Here is a 17,076-nt window from a genome sequence, read left to right on the forward strand (position 1 = left end):
CCGGCAGGTCTTTTCTTGACTTGGGAACGACAGTCATGGCGAGGCGTTTTGGGTTTGGAGCGCACGGCAACGACCCGAACCGTCAGGCGCTCCAGCAGCGAGGCCTGCCGAGGTCGCCCTCCGGCAGGCCTTCGCTTCGCGTTGGCAACCTTTTGAGCTGATTAGAGTTTCAAGCACCGACATAGCGCAGGACGGCTTCCATTTCTTCGGCAAGCAGCAGTGATGGTGCAGCGCCACGCTTGCATTCGTAGCGGATCGACAGGAACTCGACACTGAGCAATCTAAGCCCCGTCGAGTTCGAGGAAAAGCTATGCTAGCTTACCTTCCGAAAAACCCGGCAGCCGCGCCTAGCGAAGGCCACGCCGCCTTGGATGCGATCCTCTATCGTGGAGTTGGTAAGAGAGGTCTCCGGGCTTTTGGTTTAAACCGCAACGCCCAAATCCGGCGCTTTAAGGCCTGGTCGGTCGTATCCCCATCGCCGGCCGCGACCAAGTCGGCCTGTGCCGCCACCCGATCAAATGGTTCATCCCAACTGCGCATACGGTATTGGGGGATGCGATCGATGGGAGGCAGCGTTTGGGTGATGGTGAATTGGACGGGCGTGCCCGGCGATAATCCGGCCAGCGATTTATAACTGACTGCTTGGCCCACCGCGAAGACATGAGAAGGATCATTCGGCATTTCGTTCACAACCGGGTTGTGATTATCATCGACCGCTTAAACGACGATCAAACCGCATCGTTCCAGGCTTTGACTTCACATTGCTTTAAGGCCGACTCCGTGGCGGCGCAGGACGCGCACCTCTAACCGGATCGCCTTGGCGTCTGATATTTGATCTGCTGGCATCGTTGAAACTCCCGACCCGTAAAGTCGAGAGTGGGGAGATTATTCCTCTGTAGGGAAACCAACGAAATGGCCCCACAAGGGGCGCCAGCCGCGCTTAACCGATGGGTCCGCCTTCGCGGATACTCAGGCCGCAGACTTCGCCTCGTGGAAAGGCTTGTGGCTACCATCTGTGAGCAATTCCAACAGCCGTGCCTCATTGGTTATGCCAGTGCCAAATAGACACACCAGCGCAGCAGCCTGTCGTTCCTTCTCTGTCTTAGTCGCAGACGGCGGCAAGCATTTGGCCAGGACCCGAGCCATCAAATCCAGATCGTGGGGATTAAAACAGCAAGCACCTAGGGGCATGCGAGGCCTCCCAAAGTCTCCGCAACGCGCTGCGAACTGACGACCAACCATTGCGCCGTTCATATCAACCGTCGAGTCATCCAGGGTTGCGACGAGTCGACGATTCAACGAATGGCTGTAGGTGCTCCGAGGCGCGCCCGCGCTTACGAGGGGGGATTAAAGCGCGGGCGCTGGGCTCTCTCGGTTGCCGGGTGGGGGTTCTGTGACAATCAATCAAGCGTGGACAGATCGAGTATCACCGCTCTCCGGCGGCATCTCGCCATCCAGTACCAGGATGTCCTTCTTGCGAGCAAAGGCGGTGAAGACACCTCTGGCTGTCTCGGCGTCCACATCTCCAGACAATGCAGCTTTGCAGGCCCTAATCGCCGCTCGTTGCTCCGGGCTGTTTCCGCACCATTCCATCGCGAACTGGTAAGCATCAACGACGGTATTGAGTTGGCGAGGAAAACCAAGGCCTACCCAAACACGGATGGGCTTTTCGAAAAATTGTGCGAGCATCGCGCGAGCCCTCCGCTTATGTACCGAGACCACTGGCGCCAGCCTTTCCGTCTGTCATCCATGGCAGCGGAATGCTGATCTCTTCGAGAATGTTGGCCGATTGGGCGAAACCGCAGAATGCCTGCCTTGCGGCGCGTAGCGGGTAATCGCTATCAATAGCTCGCTGACAAGCGCGAAGAGCCGTCTCGTAAATCGTGCCGCGCCGGTTCTTGGGCCATTCGTAGAGAAATTCGAGGGCGTCCTCCAGGCAGGCTATTTCCTCGATTAAGCTGTTTCCGGACCTCACGAAAACAGGGCTGTCGAACATCCGATCGCTCATCAGATCCTCCAAGTCGAACGAAAGTTTGCGTTTTGAATAGGCCGATGCCGACAGCGGCAGCGACCCGCAATTGATATGTGTCGGCAAATTTCCCGATTCAAGATCAGCTTGATGAAAATTCACCACGCAAGGTAGGGTACTTCATGAGAAACGATCGCGCGTGGAACGATCAGTTAGTCGTGCTCGGACTGCTGCAGACCAGAAGAGTAAATCCGATTGAGAACCTCGCACGCAGCCCTTGCTCGCCTCATCGGGCGGTCAACCAGGAGCTGACCACCCAGCGACGCGGGTTTCCGCTGCAGATGGTCTTGAACCATCCACCTGCCATCTTGCTGCTGCAGATACACAAACCGTTGGGTGCTCAGTTCGTCGTGGTCAATTGCCATGGGTCTTGCTGTCTTTTGTCCGCAGATGCTCGTGAAGAGTGGTCATCTCCTCCCATCCAAGCTGCAATCCGGACCGCGTGACGATTTTAGCCGAAGGGCGCTGCCTGCTTAGCGGAACGTTTGCTGCGTGCCGCAGGGCTTGTGACAGGTGATCGAACGCCATCCCGCGAGGTAGCTCGCCCTCGTCGCCTTCAAAGAAGGTGGCAGGCTCGTGTAGATCGAGAGACTTGAAGTCTTTCATCGCACTGACGCACCCCAAGCACGTGCGCGTTCGCCACATGCTCGCAACAACGCGCGACCCAGCAATTCGATCCAACCGGTAACCGCGACGACGCTGGCCGACCGATCGACCGCTCAAACCGGCGAGAGGAACTTATATGGCTCGACTATCCGAAATGACGCAGGAGATATGCGATGCGATCTGTGAAGTTATTGCAGACGGGCAAAGCCACCGCTCGATCTGCACCGATGACGCATGCCAAACAAGTCGACAGTGTTCCGGTAGCTTGCTGCCGACGAGGCGTTTCGCGACCAGTAGGCGCACGCACGCGAGGCTCAGGCCGACGCCCTGTTTGACGACCTCCTCGACATCGCGGACGACGGCGCGAACGACTTCATGACCAAGAAGAATGCCGACGGCACGGATACGAGGCTTTGATCGCACAGCATATTCCAGCGATCCAAGCTTCGCGTTGATGCCCGCAAGTGGATGTCCGCTGGATGCGCCATGGCGATTGGGACATCGTAGAGGGAGCCTATTCGATAACTTCCGGCGTGAGGGGCTTGTCATCAAGCCCTTCACGATCCCGGCGCACTGGGTTCGGTTCAAGAGCTGGCGACTGGGGCGGTGCAAGCCTTTCGCATTCGGCTGGTTCGCCGTTGTATCGGATGACACCGGGGCGGAGATCCCGCGCGGAGCGCTGGTGATGTATCGCGAATGGTTTTGATGGTGAAGACAAACGCTCTGGGCATGTTCATCCGTGATAGCTGCCGCATTGGAGCCGGCTGCAACTGCCGATGAAAGAACGATGACAGATCGCGAATGCGCCGATAGCCATTGCGGCAATGGAGAAAAGCAAGGGGTTCATTAGCGTTCGCCGACCTACACCCAATCAGCCCCGTCACCCTCAAGGTGGGGGGCTTCTTTGAGCTTTGTCGATCATAACGTAGCTTTGCGAGGCGACCGCTTTACCGGTTTCGCAACCGTTCCTGGCTTGCGACCGAGTCCAAGCTTCTTAGCCAAGTCAGAGCGCCTTGCCGAATAGCTTGGGGCTACCATCGGATAGTCGACAGGCAGCGACCACTTTTTTCGAGACTCTTCAGGCGTCAGTCCTAAAATGCCGAGGTGCCGCTTCAGGGCCTTGTACTGCTTTCCGTCCTCAAGGCTGATGATGTAATCGGGTGTGACGGTCTTCTTGATCGGCATACGAGGTGTCAGCGGTTCTTCCACCACACTGGTTGAAAAGCCGAGCTTGGCGATGCTGGCATGGATCTGAGCAATCAATCCCGGAAGGTCTGCCACAGGTACCGGATTGTTCGAAACATAGGCCGTCACAATGTCGGCGGTGAGTTCGATGAGATGATCCGTCGGCTTTGGCTCGGTCATACAGGTTTCTCCACTTTCAACACTAGCGGATCGTATTCGCTTGGCCCGCCTGTCGAGGCTCGGGTATCGCGATGCGGTAGAGAAGCTGGCGGAGCGCTTCCATATCAGCGAACAACTGTTCCGAAGGCTCAACCCTAGCATCGGCCTCAGCAAGGCCGGCACGAAGCTGCTCGTGCCCGATATTGGCGGGGCGATCCTCCCGCCGCCATTGCCGCGATTGAGGTCGACAAGGGGGCTCGCGTGGTCCGCGTGCTCGATCCTTCCGGTAAAGCGCTTGCAGTCTACCCTGCCTCGATCGGCAGCGACGATGACGGTTAAATAGCCGAGCGGCGTCGGCGCCTGATGGCAACCTCAATTGGTCGCATTTTAGGACCTGTGACGAAGCGGCCGACGTCTATGAGGTTCAAATGACTATCAATTGGCTACTGGCATGTCATTACAACCGACAGCCGACTGTTGTGCCTGAATTCTTCAGCGCCAGCGCGTCATGGCGCCAATCCAATGTTCGAACGTAGCGGTGCTGATGGGAGCCTTGCTCAAATGACCTGGTGCTGCTCGGGCCTCGGGAGGAACCAGCGGAAAGCCTTATTGACAAGTGCCCTACGGAGCGCGGGCGGAGGAGCCCTCAAAGTTGCTAGGCTTAGTGGGCGAAAGACCCTTCCACCTCCGCCAACGGTGCCTGCAAGCTCCAGGTGATCCCATGCGAGCCGTGCTTGAGATCTCCTTTTCCGCCGACTGCTGCAGGCGCAACCCGCTTCAGCACCACGGTTCCAAAGCCGCCTTGTGCTATGGTCTGAACTTGCGGCCCGTCTGTTTCGTCCCAGGTCATGTGAAATAGCTTGGAGGCACCAGAGCCGGTGATGTTCCATCTGACGGAAATCTGGCCCTCGTCACCGGAAAGCACCCCGTATTTCGCCGAGTTTGTCGCGAGTTCGTGGAATGCAATCCCGAGATACTGGACCGCGTTGGGGCTGAGGACGACCGATGGTCCGGACATTGAAATTCGCTCTTCGTTGCCGAATGGTTTGGCCTGTGCCAATAGGAGTTCGAAAATCGTGGCGCCTTTCCAGTCTTCGGAGACGAGCAGGTCGTGCGAGCGCGACAAAGCCATGATCCGCTCGCGAAGCTGTCGTTCAAACTCGGCTGGAGTTTCCGCCCGCTTGTTTGTCTCGCGGATCATCGAAATGATGACGGCGTACTGGTTTTTGACGCGATGGTTGACCTCGCGCATCAGCAAGCGAATCCGATGCTCGTTTTCCCTTGCCGAGGTGATATCCCGGGCAATTTTCGATGCGCCGATGATCTGTCCAGCTGCGTTGCGCACAGGTGAGACTGTAAGCGAAACAGGAACCAGGCTGCCGTCCTTGCGCTGACGAATTGTTTGGTATGTTTCCACCCGCTCGCCGCGGCGAATGCGGTCGAGGATGCGAGGTTCCTCGTCCTGGTGATCATCTGGGATGAGCATGGTAACCGGCCTGCCTATCGCCTCGTCGGCGGTGTAGCCGAATAGCCGTTCCGCGCCATGGTTCCAACTCTTGATGAGGGCGTTGAGGTCTTTGCTGACGATTGCGTCGAACGAGGACTCCACAATTGCTGACAGATGCTGGTTAGCCTCTTCGGCTCGTTGCCGGTCGGTCAAGTCCAGTAGCATGTTGACGGCACCAATCAGATTGCCGTCGTCATCCCGTATCGGCGTGGGATAGGGCAGGAACGGAAAGAAGGATCCGTCCGGACGCTGGGCTATGGCTTCCTGGTTGCGAACCGGCCGGTTTTCCCTAAGCGCGATCGCCATCGGGCACTCGTCATGCGGCAATTCCTTGCCGTCGGGAGTGAACAACTTGAACGTCACGCACCATTTGTCCTTTCCGATCTCCGGCTCCCTACCTGCAAGCTCGGCGGCGGCGCGGTTATAGTAAGTGATCGTCCCGGCCCGATCGGTCGTGTATATGGCTACCGGAAGGCCGTCGAGAATCTGGTGATAGGTATTGTCTTGCTGCCTTAGCTCCGTGCGTGTTCGTTCCAAGTCGGTCACGTCAATCGTGAAGCATCTGGTGTTGATAAGCTTGCCATCCTGAAGATGGGCGCTCGACGTGATCTCGACATGCTTGATTGATCCGTCGTGGGCTCTCATACGGGCCGGATATCTCGTGATCCGCTCGCCACGCGCGAGCCGTTCCAAGATGTCGTCGATCACGGCCCTGTCAGGATAGAATTCGGCAAGGTGCCGGCCCACGTAGTCCTCAGCTGGATAGCCCAGAAGCTCAAGCTCAGCCCTATTGGCATGCAAAATCACTCCATCTGCGTTCACCAGATGGAGTGCGACCGCCCCGTTCTCGAAAAAATCCTGATAATCGAAGTCCCGACCATCTTCACCGGACATTTCCGGTGCCTTAGAGGCGATGGCGCTCGCCTGCGGTCCTTCATTCCGATTCATTCCGTTCCTGCCTCACTTGAACGGCCCAAACGCGTTTTGTCACAATTTGTTCCGCTCGCCGGTCCTGAGGGCGCAAGGGTACTCTTCTCGGTCACACCCTCGCCGTTCATGCGATTGATCCCCTGAAGGAGCACTGGTTCGACTCGTCTTTTTGCTACAGACGTGCAACGCTACTCTTCATGGAAAGACCTTTGGTCTTAGTAGTGGAAGACGAAGCCTTGATCGCCTGGGACATGGAGTGCGCGCTTTCCGAGGCCGGCGTGCGATTGGCGACCTCTTGTTCCGAGGCGAACCGGTTCCTTGAGAACCACACGCCCGCAGCCGCAGTCCTGGACGTGAGGCTGTCAGACGGCGACTGCTATGAGGCGGCGAAAACGCTAGCTGACAGGCGCGTGCCTTTCGTAGTCTATACGGGCTTGGGCGTCGAGGGCAGCCATGAAGCGTTCTCACTTGGCGTCACAATCTTAAAGCCAACCGAGCCGGCAGAGGTGGCGCGGCTTCTCAAGGCGATGACCGCCGGCCTGCATCAGCGGATGGCGGGGTAATTGTAACTGTTTCAGTCCAGCTTGCGGTGATAGTCGCTTAGGGGGTGATCGCCTTCGCCAGCGCGGTGATCGGGGACACGTGCTTGGAGCGCTACCTGCCTAACCGCCCCCTTCCGCTTCGCGGGCCACAACCCTTTGACGTCTCAGCCATCGGGCCCCTATATCAAACTCGGCAATCCAGGCGATTGCCCCAGCCTTGGCCCCCTACCGGTGTCGGCACACATGGCGACTAAGCGTCCTGTCTTGGCCATTCGCCCCACGAGTTCGCGATCCTGAAAGCTGCCGGTCCGCTGCGTAGACACCATGTCTCAGAATGGGTGGAAAGGCGACTGTCGGGGCAAATATCGGTCGACGTGATCTTTCCAAAGCGCAGGCTTGAACATCAACGCGTGGCCCATGGGCGCTGCTACGAAGTTTCCCTGCCCGCCAGCCGACAGGAATCGTTCAAAATTTCCTCTGCAGTGACCTATCTGGTAGTACTGATCGTGGCTGCCATGCGGCCGAAGGGTCCAAATTTCGGTAGCTGCGCCACGCTCGAGGAGGGTTGGATTGACAAATTCGTGGCTCGGGCAAGCCCTCCCCAGCCAACCGCAGTTGAAGTTAATGGAGCCGCGGAACGTGTTTGGCCTCATCCCGGTATAAGCTATGGCCAATATTCCACCCCTTCACCATATACTCCTTCTGATTTCCCCCTTCCTCGACGTTGTGGGGGGGACAGAGCCATCCATCCCCGCTCCACGAAGTAACTTGCCACAATCGCGGGAGCCGTGCGGGGGATGTACCCCGCATAGATGCCGCCAAAAGCGCCATTGGGATCATAGTCGGTCGACTCATCATCGCCATTGGAGTACGGGGCGCCGCCCCAAGCATAACCGGCCTGAAGACCGACATAGCCACCGGTCCAAACAAGATCAGCAGGGGCTGCTTCCGGTACGGGTTCGTATACAACAGCATCCGCTGCAAGGACGCTGCCTGCCACAGCAAAAAAGAATTTCGAAGCGAGAAGAATCGTCTTCATTGTATGCTGTGCCCTCAAAGATGCTGCGAACGCCCGCTGCAGTGTTGTCGAGCCTCCGGTGTTGCATTGTCTGTCGTCAGCGTCTTGGGCTGAGCCGCACTTGAATTGTCGTGGAAAGCACTGCGGCACTTTCTTGGTGAGTGTGGCCGTTCGACTCAGTTAGGACAGCTGCAACGCGCGCAAAGCTAACGCTCTTGTTCCACCGTCTTTCGTCGAGTTAGCGCCAGGCGGCTGCCAGCGCCGTGGCGGGTTCACTGGCTGTTAACCCCGCCAAGCCACCATGGCAGAAGCGGCCATGTATGCTGTACCGCTGACTAACCACCCAATCGCCCCGTTGCCATTAGGCAACGGGGCTCTTTGTTGTTGAGCGGTCACGGGCCTCGGAGGCGGCGTAGCTTCACCCATAGTTAACCTTGCCCTGAAATCCCCATGGACGCGGCTCAATCACGACAAATGGGGCAAGTACCGACGGAAGGGAGCTAGGCCCAAGCACACAGGAATCACCCAATGGATGACGAACGGAAAACGACCTCCGACCGGTGGGTGCCATTGAAGTGCCTGGCAAATGTCGCGTTGCTCTTTGCGCCCATCGCTATCGGGCTTGGCATCCTGGTGATGGTGTCTGCCGATAATGATCGGGACGTGGATCCGGTGGTCACGAGTACCATTCAGCAGCGATAGTAGAGGTTGAGGCGGACGCCCACGCGATTTGTTTGCGCTCCCGCCCGAGGCAACAAGCCCGACTGGACGCGTGGCGAAGAACCTCCTCGCCGCGCAGGTGTTTGGCTAAGACATGCAAAATAGGCTGGAGACCGGCACGGCTCCTTTGTTAGCGCCAATAGGCGTGGCGAACGCGGTTGTGTGCAGGAATTCCAGCGCCTGCCACAACTCGTCACACTGCATCTGCGGGATAGCGGGAATGGCTCGGCCAACATATCGCATGCTGGCGTCAGTTTCCTCGGCGAGGAGGAGAGATGGAGCGACGCCCCGTCTGCGCTCATTCCGTAATGTTGGTTTCTTTCATTAAGCGCCCAACCATAAGGTTATTATTGGTCTGCGGCTGGCTTGGTAAGTCGGCCATGTGATTTTTCCATTCGCAGGAGATCGGGAGCGCAGAAGCGTGAGGTGCCGGACGCTTCCGCCCTGAATCCTTTTGGTCCGCCGCCTATGGCGAATGACCCCACATCGTCTAGGCTTTTTTCTTGCTTTTCTGCGGGTTGGACCGTTCACAGCCGGAGAAGGCACCACGCTGGCAAAAAAACCATTCGCTACAGGCGATGTCGAAAGGCACCACCACCCGGTCGCCGACTTTCAGGTTAGAGACACCCGATCCGACTTCGACAACCTCTCCCATTTTCTCGCCCGGGAACATCGCCGCTGTGCATATCAGGAATGCCGCCGTTGTAGAGGTGCAGGTCCGAGCCGCAAATGGCACACGAGGTAACCTTCATGATCACATCCCTCGGTGCCTCGATCGTGCGATCTGGGACGCACTCGCACCGAATGTCATGTTTGCCGTGCCAGGTCAGTGCGCGCATCGGAACCCCTCGCTAATCAGACCTCTAATTCCGTGCGCACTATTGCCCCTGATGCGCACAAATCGTGCGGGTGGGGTCGAGCCGACGACGGCGACGACGACCGGCCGAATCCCGAAACGGCTAACCGGAGATTAGGGCGGTCAGACCGCAGGATGAAATTGCTGCCTGGCTGCGGAGGCAGTCCAGTGACCAAGCAGGGGCTTGCGTAGGCGGAACATGTTCTCCCTTGTGACATTCTGGTTGAGAACATGTGTTTCCCGATCGAGGACGCAATGGCGCACGATAAGCTCACTAGCTACAAAGCAAAACGCGATTTCAAGAAGACCCAGGAGCCTAGCGGCCATGAGTCGGTCAAGCCCTCGAACCGCCGCCGCTTCGTTATCCAGAAACATGATGCCACGCGCCTGCATTACGATCTGCGGCTCGAACTCGACGGTGTCTTCAAATCCTGGGCCGTGACCCGCGGTCCGTCGCTCGATCCCCATGACAAGCGCCTGGCCGTCGAGGTCGAAGATCATCCGCTGGACTATGGCGATTTCGAAGGAACCATTCCCCAGGGACAGTATGGCGGCGGCACGGTAATGCTGTGGGACCGCGGGTATTGGGAGCCGGAGGGCAAGAAAAGTCCCGAGCAGGCTCTGGCGAAGGGCGATTTCAAGTTCACGCTCCAAGGAACGCGGCTGCATGGCAGCTTCGTGCTGGTCCGCATGGCCAACGACCGGGAACGGGGCAAACGCACAAATTGGCTGTTAATCAAGCATCGCGACCAATTTGCTGTGGAAACGAACGGTGCTGCGATCCTTGAGGAGAGCGATACCTCAGTCGCGTCCGGTCGCACTATGGAAGCGATCGCCGCAGGCAAGGGGCGCAAGCCGAAACCCTTCATGCTGCAAGGCGGCAAGTTGGAAGCCGACGCGATCTGGGACAGCCGCACAGGCCTCGCGGCCGAGGAGCGCGAGGCGGATGATCGCGGAAAGAAGAAGCGTAGCACTGTCGCGGCCACTGATCTTCCCGATTTCATCGAGCCGCAACTTTGCGAGACCCTTGCGCGTCCGCCGTTGGGATCTGGATGGCTGCACGAGATCAAATTCGACGGCTACCGCATCCAGACCCGCGTGCTGGAGGGCGAGGCCACCTTGAAGACCCGCAAGGGCCTCGACTGGACCGCCAAATATCCGGCCATCGCGCGGGCCGCCGGCAATCTGCCGGATGCGATCATCGATGGCGAGATATGCGCGCTGGACGACAACGGCGCTCCGGACTTTGCCGCGCTTCAGGCGGCCCTTTCCGACGGCAAGACCGACGCTCTCGTTTATTTCGCCTTCGACCTCCTGTTTGAAGGTGGGAAGGATCTGCGTGCCCTACCGCTGAGCGACCGCAAAGCGCGGTTGGAAAAATTTCTCTCGGACGCAGGTGAGGACGCCCGCCTGCGCTTCGTCGAGCATTTTGAAACCGGCGGCGAGGCAGTCCTGCGTTCGGCCTGCCGGATGTCACTCGAAGGCATTGTGTCGAAGCGCGCCGATGCGCCTTACGTTTCCGGGCGAACGGAGACATGGGCGAAGTCGAAATGCCGGGCCGGGCACGAGGTGGTCATCGGAGCATATGCCACCACCAGCGGCAAATTCCGGTCGCTCCTGGTCGGCGTCAATCACGGCGACGATTTCGTCTATGTCGGGCGCGTCGGAACAGGCTACGGCGCCGGCAAGGTCAAGGATCTGCTCCCGAAGCTGAAGGCGTTGGAGACGTCGAAGTCTCCCTTCACCGGCATCGGCGCGCCAAAAAAAGACGCAGGTGTCCTCTGGCTCAAGCCGGAGCTGGTGGCTGAGATCGAGTTCGCCGGCTGGACGTCCGATGGGCTCGTTCGCCAGGCTGCCTTCAAGGGGCTACGGGAAGACAAGCCGGCGACAGAGGTGGAAGCCGAGAAGGCGGCATCGCCGGCAAAGACGGAAGTGCAGCAGCCGGTCGCGCCCACGTCGAAACCTGGTAGGCGTGGTGGCAAGATCGATATCATGGGGGTGCTGATATCGAACCCCGACAAGCCGCTCTGGCCTGATGCCAATGATAGCAGGCCCGTCACCAAGGAGGACCTCGCCCGGTATCATGAAGCGGTGGGTTCGTGGCTTATCGAGCATATCAGGGGCCGGCCGTGCTCAATCATCCGTGCGCCGGATGGGATTGGCGGCGAGCAATTCTTCCAGCGCCACGCCATGCCCGGAACATCCAACCTTCTAGAACTTGTAACGGTGTTCGGCGACAAGAAGCCGTATCTTCAGATCGACCGTGTGGAAGGCCTTATTGCAGTCGCGCAGATCGGTGCTGTCGAACTACACCCTTGGAATTGCGCGCCACAACAGCCGGAAGTCCCGGGTCGGCTCGTGTTCGATCTCGATCCCGGCCCGGATGTGCCCTTCTCGAGGGTGGTTGAGGCGGCAAAGGAAATGCGCGAACGCCTAGACGATCTCGGGCTTGTCAGCTTCTGCAAGACGACCGGCGGAAAGGGGCTGCATGTAGTGACGCCCCTCACGGTCGCCAAGCGCAGCAAACTCACCTGGCCGGAGGCCAAGGGCTTCGCACACGATGTCTGCCTGCAGATGGCGCGCGACAATTCCGAGCTTTACCTGACCAAGATGGCCAAGAACCAGCGCCAGGGCCGCATCTTCCTTGACTACCTTCGCAACGATCGCATGGCGACGGCGGTTGCCCCGCTCTCACCGCGCGCGCGGCCCGGCGCGACCGTCTCGATGCCACTTACCTGGGCTCAGGTGAAAACCGACCTCGACCCGACGCGCTTCACGATCCGTACCGTTCCCACGCTGCTGGTAAAGAGCACGGCCTGGAAGGACTATGGAGACGGCCATCGGCCGCTAGAGGCGGCGATCAAGCGGCTGACAAAATCGAAAACAGCGGCCTGATCAGATGCCGCGATTGGTCATGTCGAACACCGCCGCATTGTCCTGAACCTCGCGCAACCCTTTATAGGAAGCGTGACGCAAACTGCCATCATTCGTCCAGCCGCGGAATTCGATCTCAGCAATAAGCGTCGGCTCCGCGAAGACCATGTTCTTCCCCTTCAAGGGAACAGAGGGCGTCTCCGTCCTGAGCCTGTCGAGCGCCGTGCGAAGAAAGGTAGCATCTTTGCCGTTAAAGCCAGTTCCGACGGAGCCGACATACACCAACTCATATCCACGTTTGCCGGCGAGCAGCAGGCTACCGATCCCGCCGCGCGCGACCGTTGACGCCTCATAGCCGACAATCATGAAGCTCTCGCTCTGGACACATTTGATCTTCAGCCAGTCGCCGGTGCGACCCGATCGATAAGACTTATGGCGCTGCTTGGCGATGATGCCTTCGAGCCCGACCTTACACGCGTGTTCGAGGAGTTGGGCTCCATCGGCTTCTACTTCCTCCGAAAGCCGGATCGCCCCGTTGCCGGCTGGCATCAACATGTCCTCTAGCAGATGACGACGCAGAGAGAGGTCCGAGCCGGTGAGATCGTGCCCGTCGAGATACAACAGATCGAACGTCATGAGGATGGATTCGGTTGACACCCTCTTGCCGCCGCGTCCGCCGAGCGACCTTTGCAAGGCTCCGAAATTCGAGTGTCCACTTTTGTCAAGCACGACTGCTTCACCATCGAGGATTGCCGTGTGGACTTCCAATTCCCTCGCGGCATCGGCGATTGAGGGAAATCGATGCGTCCAGTCATGCCCACCGCGCGTGATGACGCGGACATCATTGGGATCAATGTGAACTGCGAGGCGGTATCCGTCCCATTTGATCTCAAAAAGCCAGTCGGCGCCGGTTGGAGCTCGCGGCTTCAGTAGCGCAAGACAGGGCTCGATCCGCAGTGGCATCGGATCAAAAGGCAGGTCGGGTTGCCGCGGATTGCGCTTTCGCAGGCGGTTAGACTGGATCGCATGCTCGGATGTCGCGAGTAGCGGGACCGCCGATTTGGCCAATCGCCGCATTTCAGCCCTAGCGCTTGCCCGGCCGGTTATCGGCCTCGACGGACCTGCGCAGAGCGTCCATGATATTGATGACGTTGTTGGGCGTGGCCTTCGGGTCAGATACTTTCCCCTTCGCCGTCCGCTTCGTCTTCTTGCGCTTGGCCTCGATGATTTCCAACAGTTTGTCCTGAACCGGGTCGACAACCAGCTTGCTATCCCAACGGCGGGTCTGTTTTTTAATGAACTGCTGGATGAGCGGCATCATCTCGGAATCGGACGGTGTATCGTCGATTGCACCGAAGTAGGCATCCTCGTCCCTGACCTCGTCGCCGTAGCGCAGGGCCCAAAGCACTATGCCGTTGCCACGCGGCTCGAGCATCACCGCGCGCTCCCGCCGCGAGATGACGAGGCGCGAGATACCCACCATATCCTCCGCAGCCATGGCGTCCCGGATGACCGAGAAAGCTTCCTGGCCGACCGGATCGTTTGGCGAAAGGTAGTAGGGCGTGTCGAGCCAAATCCATTCGATTGAATCGCGCGGGGAGAAGACATCGATATCGATGGTCCTCGTGCTTTCCAGAGCGACGTTCTCCAGCTCCTCGTCTTCGAGTATGATGTAGTCGTTCTCACCCCGCTGGTAGCCCTTCACTTCGTCTTCTTCCTTGACCTCCTTGCCGGTGACGGCATCGACATACTGGCTGACGACGCGGTTGTGGCTCTCGCGGTTGAGCGTATGGAATTGCACTTTCTCGCTATCCGATGTCGCCGGCATCATCTGCACGGGGCAGGTGACCAGCGAGAGCTTGAGGTAGCCTTTCCAGTAGGGACGAACCGCCATGACGTTCTCCGATTAAGCCGCCCGTTTTTTGGAGCTGGCGGCCGCTCGCTTCGGCCGTTTCACATCGGCATTGGCCTTTGCCGCAGCTGCACGTTTCGGCTTCTTTTTCGTCGACGCCAGCCCCGCGCTGTCGCGCAGCGCTTGCAATAGGTCGCTCTTGCTCGAGGGAGGCGGCGCTTTCTTCCGCGGCAAGGCCTTGCCTTCGATCTTTGCCTTGACCAGCTCAGCGATAGCCGCGTCGTAACGGTCGTCGAAGGCCTTGGCGTCGAATGAGCCCTTTTTGGTGTTGATAATGTGCTTGGCCAGCGCCAGCATCTCGCCTTCGATCTTCATTTCAGGGATGTCGTCAAAGGCTTCCTTGGCGGAACGTACCTCGTAATCGAAGTTCAGCGTTGTGCCGATCAGACCCTTGCCATGCGGTCGGATAAGCACTGTCCTGAGACGGCGGAACAGGACGGTCTGGGCAAGAGCTGCAACTTTATCCTGGCGCATGCCGTCGCGCAGCAGTTTGTAGGCGTCGGCGCCCATCTTGTCCGGCGCTAGGTAATATGGCTTGTCGAAATAGACGTCATCGATCTCGTTACAGGGAACAAATGCCACAATATTCAACGTCTTATCGCTGCCGGGGATTGCCGCTGCAACCTCATCAGGTTCGAGCACGACATAGTCGCCGTTCTCTATCTCATATCCTTTGACCTGATCGTCGCGTTCGACCGGATCGCCGGTCTCGCTGTCCACAAATTCACGACGGACGCGATTTCCCGTGACTCGATTGAGCGTGTTGAAGGCGATGCGTTCGGACGAGGAGGCGGCCGTATACAGTGCAACCGCACAAGCCACTTCTCCGAACTTAATGAAGCCCTTCCAGTTCGCCCGCGCTGCAACCATCGCACTCGCACTCCGACACCACCTATACGCTTCGATAAATTGACTCACCCGCAATATTGTTCCGAGTCACAACGAATCTTATTTCGAGGGGTGGGTCATGCTCGGCAGAGGCACCGTAGGGAGAATTTATCTGCCTGGTGGGGTTTCTTGCATTTTGGGACCTGAATCGCGGTCGTGGTCGCGTGTCGAGGGTAACGTAACCCTCGCCTAGTCCGGACGTCGCCAACGTACATTCACCGGCGATTAACTTGCCGCACGACCATGGCATGGCGGAAATGCACCGAAGACCGCGTCCTTAAAAGCCTGACAACCAATAACCCCTTCACCACGCGCTACGAGTGGTGGGGTTGTTCGTATTCTTGGCCCGATTTGGTTGTGTTGCCAGCGTCCGTATATTGACGTGATGAACAATATGAACAGACTTTCGCGCGCCCATTTGTGAAGTCGGTTGGCGCGGGGCGAGCCGAAGAAATCGTCTAGCGTGAAACAGTATGCCACGTAGGGGGCCAAGTCGTTCGGAATCCACTGCACCCAGAGACATGGGTTGTCTTCGTCGAACACGGCTTGCCAAGTGCCACGTATGTCTGCTGCCAAGTAACAAACCAGAAGTGCCACGGCGATCTTCTTTTGGGAGGAGACTGCCGCAGGTCTTGCTTTTTCGCTATCGCCAGATTTGGCAATTGACGCACATTGAAACATCGGCCTTTGACGCCGTGAACTCGCTAGGACTTTTTCGGTTTTGGCCTAGCCGCTTTTGAGGAGGGCTTCTGCGAAGCTCGGGCCGGTTTTCTGCTCGCGGATGGAACCTTATCCGCCTTGTCGATCAGCCCATCGATTTCTTTCCGACCGGCGGTCACGCCAGACGCTGTAGCCACCTTTGCCTTTCGATTTACGGCAGGGTTTTGCTCGTGTTCAAAAGCTCTGGTCGCCTTATCTAGACTGGCCATTTCTTCCCTATACGCTTTTTGATCGGACTTGGCTTTTTCTAAGCCGACAGGCTCCCGTGGCCCAGGCCGACCCACTATTCTGCGAAAAGCATTTCGGATTGACTGAAACAAGCCCATTGGTTTCACCCCATTTCGTCTATTACGGGGACGGGTTCCGTTAGCCGTCAAGGCCACGATTGCATGACGTAGCTTGTCCTCGGCGTCATTGCCAGCTTGGTTCGCAAGATGCCTCCGCGTGGAGTTTCCCTTACGTCAGGGAATCATGTAAGGTGTTGATTACTCCCATCCCTTAGCCCCGCTGCCGAAAGGCGGAGGGGCTATGTTGCTTCGGTCCGACTACGGCAACGCCGACCGATCAGTCGGCAGGAGCGGACATGAACCAAACCACGTCGACGCTTAGGGCTGCGCAGCAGTCACTAGCACGTTGGCTGCACAGGGCAGCCGCTTGGCCACGGCTGCTCGCCCGGCGCAATAGGGCAGAAGGACAGAAGCCAGCCGCTCCGATATCTTAACCACTAGCACCTGCCTACGCGACCCTATCAGACCGCAACGAGGACCGTCGGAGTTCGCCTGTCCAGCTTTGTCAACTCGAGTGTGCTACGTGGAGAGAGCCGAGAGCGGGGCCGGGATACCCGCCAATTGCGCTTATTGCTGGCCGCCGATAATCAGAATATCGGAATCGCGGGCAGCAGCAATAAACGCTAGGCGCGCGGCTTCGGTAGACCGTTTCCCTCGTATCGCGAGCAGGCAGATATGCAACGTTCGCTGTAAAGTTAGCTAACGTCGTCCGGCCAGAATTCGTCGACAAGACACTCGCTCGCCTCTATCACCGTCGACACGACACGCATTGTCCCGGCCGGCCCGAGGGCAACTACAACATGTCTGCTGAATTCACCTGTCGCCATTCCGTCCGCACTTCGA

At 58.4% G+C, this 17,076-nt stretch carries 13 protein-coding genes and 1 pseudogene; 3 read left to right on the top strand and 11 right to left on the bottom strand.

Annotated features, from left to right (window positions below; all coding sequences use genetic code 11):
* Positions 1 to 1,404 precede the first annotated feature (1,404 nt).
* The 5 genes from J1C56_RS27235 to J1C56_RS27255 all read right to left on the bottom strand — a co-directional run bounded on the left by J1C56_RS27235 (position 1,405) and on the right by J1C56_RS27255 (position 6,434).
* Positions 1,405 to 1,689 (bottom strand): DUF982 domain-containing protein, encoded by a 285-nt coding sequence (locus J1C56_RS27235; protein ID WP_214393140.1) that lies wholly within the window; start codon positions 1,687 to 1,689, stop codon positions 1,405 to 1,407.
* 16 nt (positions 1,690 to 1,705) lie between these two features.
* Positions 1,706 to 2,008 carry a DUF982 domain-containing protein gene (locus J1C56_RS27240; protein WP_214393141.1) on the bottom strand — a complete coding sequence of 101 codons (303 nt, stop codon included), beginning with the start codon at positions 2,006 to 2,008 and terminating at the stop codon, positions 1,706 to 1,708.
* Positions 2,009 to 2,383: 375 nt separating this feature from the next.
* Positions 2,384 to 2,635, bottom strand: a complete 252-nt coding sequence (locus J1C56_RS27245; protein WP_214393142.1) for a hypothetical protein — start codon at positions 2,633 to 2,635, stop codon at positions 2,384 to 2,386.
* Between the two features lie 918 nt (positions 2,636 to 3,553).
* Positions 3,554 to 4,000, bottom strand: a complete 447-nt coding sequence (locus J1C56_RS27250; RefSeq protein ID WP_214393143.1) for a Ros/MucR family transcriptional regulator — start codon at positions 3,998 to 4,000, stop codon at positions 3,554 to 3,556.
* A gap of 640 nt (positions 4,001 to 4,640) precedes the next feature.
* Entirely contained in the window at positions 4,641 to 6,434 is a 1,794-nt protein-coding gene (locus J1C56_RS27255; RefSeq protein ID WP_214393144.1) for a PAS domain S-box protein, read from the bottom strand.
* A gap of 179 nt (positions 6,435 to 6,613) precedes the next feature.
* Here J1C56_RS27255 and J1C56_RS27260 point away from each other — a divergent pair, with 179 nt between their 5' ends.
* Positions 6,614 to 6,979, top strand: coding sequence for a response regulator (locus J1C56_RS27260; protein ID WP_214393145.1), 366 nt, complete (start codon positions 6,614 to 6,616; stop codon positions 6,977 to 6,979).
* A 643-nt stretch (positions 6,980 to 7,622) separates the two neighbouring features.
* On the opposite strand, the gene J1C56_RS33080 is transcribed toward J1C56_RS27260, so the two are convergent.
* Positions 7,623 to 7,997 carry a hypothetical protein gene (locus tag J1C56_RS33080; protein WP_246592012.1) on the bottom strand — a complete coding sequence of 125 codons (375 nt, stop codon included), beginning with the start codon at positions 7,995 to 7,997 and terminating at the stop codon, positions 7,623 to 7,625.
* Between the two features lie 507 nt (positions 7,998 to 8,504).
* On the opposite strand from J1C56_RS33080, the gene J1C56_RS27270 reads away from it, so the two are divergent.
* Positions 8,505 to 8,678, top strand: coding sequence for a hypothetical protein (locus J1C56_RS27270; protein ID WP_214393146.1), 174 nt, complete (start codon positions 8,505 to 8,507; stop codon positions 8,676 to 8,678).
* A 514-nt stretch (positions 8,679 to 9,192) separates the two neighbouring features.
* Here the strand turns inward: J1C56_RS27270 and J1C56_RS27275 are convergent.
* A pseudogene (locus tag J1C56_RS27275) lies at positions 9,193 to 9,535 on the bottom strand (alcohol dehydrogenase catalytic domain-containing protein); the annotation flags it as partial.
* A 272-nt stretch (positions 9,536 to 9,807) separates the two neighbouring features.
* On the opposite strand from J1C56_RS27275, the gene ligD (J1C56_RS27280) reads away from it, so the two are divergent.
* The gene (gene ligD, locus J1C56_RS27280) at positions 9,808 to 12,447 is read left to right on the top strand and encodes a DNA ligase D (protein ID WP_214393147.1); all 2,640 of its coding nucleotides are present in this window, start codon (positions 9,808 to 9,810) and stop codon (positions 12,445 to 12,447) included.
* On the opposite strand, the gene ligD (J1C56_RS27285) is transcribed toward ligD (J1C56_RS27280), so the two are convergent.
* From ligD (J1C56_RS27285) to J1C56_RS33755, 4 genes are all read right to left on the bottom strand, one after another.
* On the bottom strand, positions 12,448 to 13,503 hold the full coding sequence (gene ligD / locus J1C56_RS27285; RefSeq protein ID WP_214393148.1) for a non-homologous end-joining DNA ligase: 1,056 nt from the start codon (positions 13,501 to 13,503) through the stop codon (positions 12,448 to 12,450). It abuts the gene before it with no gap.
* A gap of 7 nt (positions 13,504 to 13,510) precedes the next feature.
* Positions 13,511 to 14,320: a non-homologous end joining protein Ku gene (ku, locus tag J1C56_RS27290; RefSeq protein WP_214393149.1), complete on the bottom strand. Its 810-nt coding sequence runs from the start codon at positions 14,318 to 14,320 to the stop codon at positions 13,511 to 13,513.
* Positions 14,321 to 14,332: 12 nt separating this feature from the next.
* Positions 14,333 to 15,208 (bottom strand): non-homologous end joining protein Ku, encoded by an 876-nt coding sequence (gene ku, locus J1C56_RS27295; RefSeq protein WP_214393150.1) that lies wholly within the window; start codon positions 15,206 to 15,208, stop codon positions 14,333 to 14,335.
* Between the two features lie 1,592 nt (positions 15,209 to 16,800).
* Entirely contained in the window at positions 16,801 to 16,914 is a 114-nt protein-coding gene (locus J1C56_RS33755; protein WP_214393151.1) for a DUF982 domain-containing protein, read from the bottom strand.
* Between the last annotated feature and the right edge of the window lie 162 nt (positions 16,915 to 17,076).

Origin of the sequence: Aminobacter anthyllidis, assembly GCF_018555685.1 — a bacterium.
Lineage (GTDB): Bacteria > Pseudomonadota > Alphaproteobacteria > Rhizobiales > Rhizobiaceae > Aminobacter > Aminobacter anthyllidis.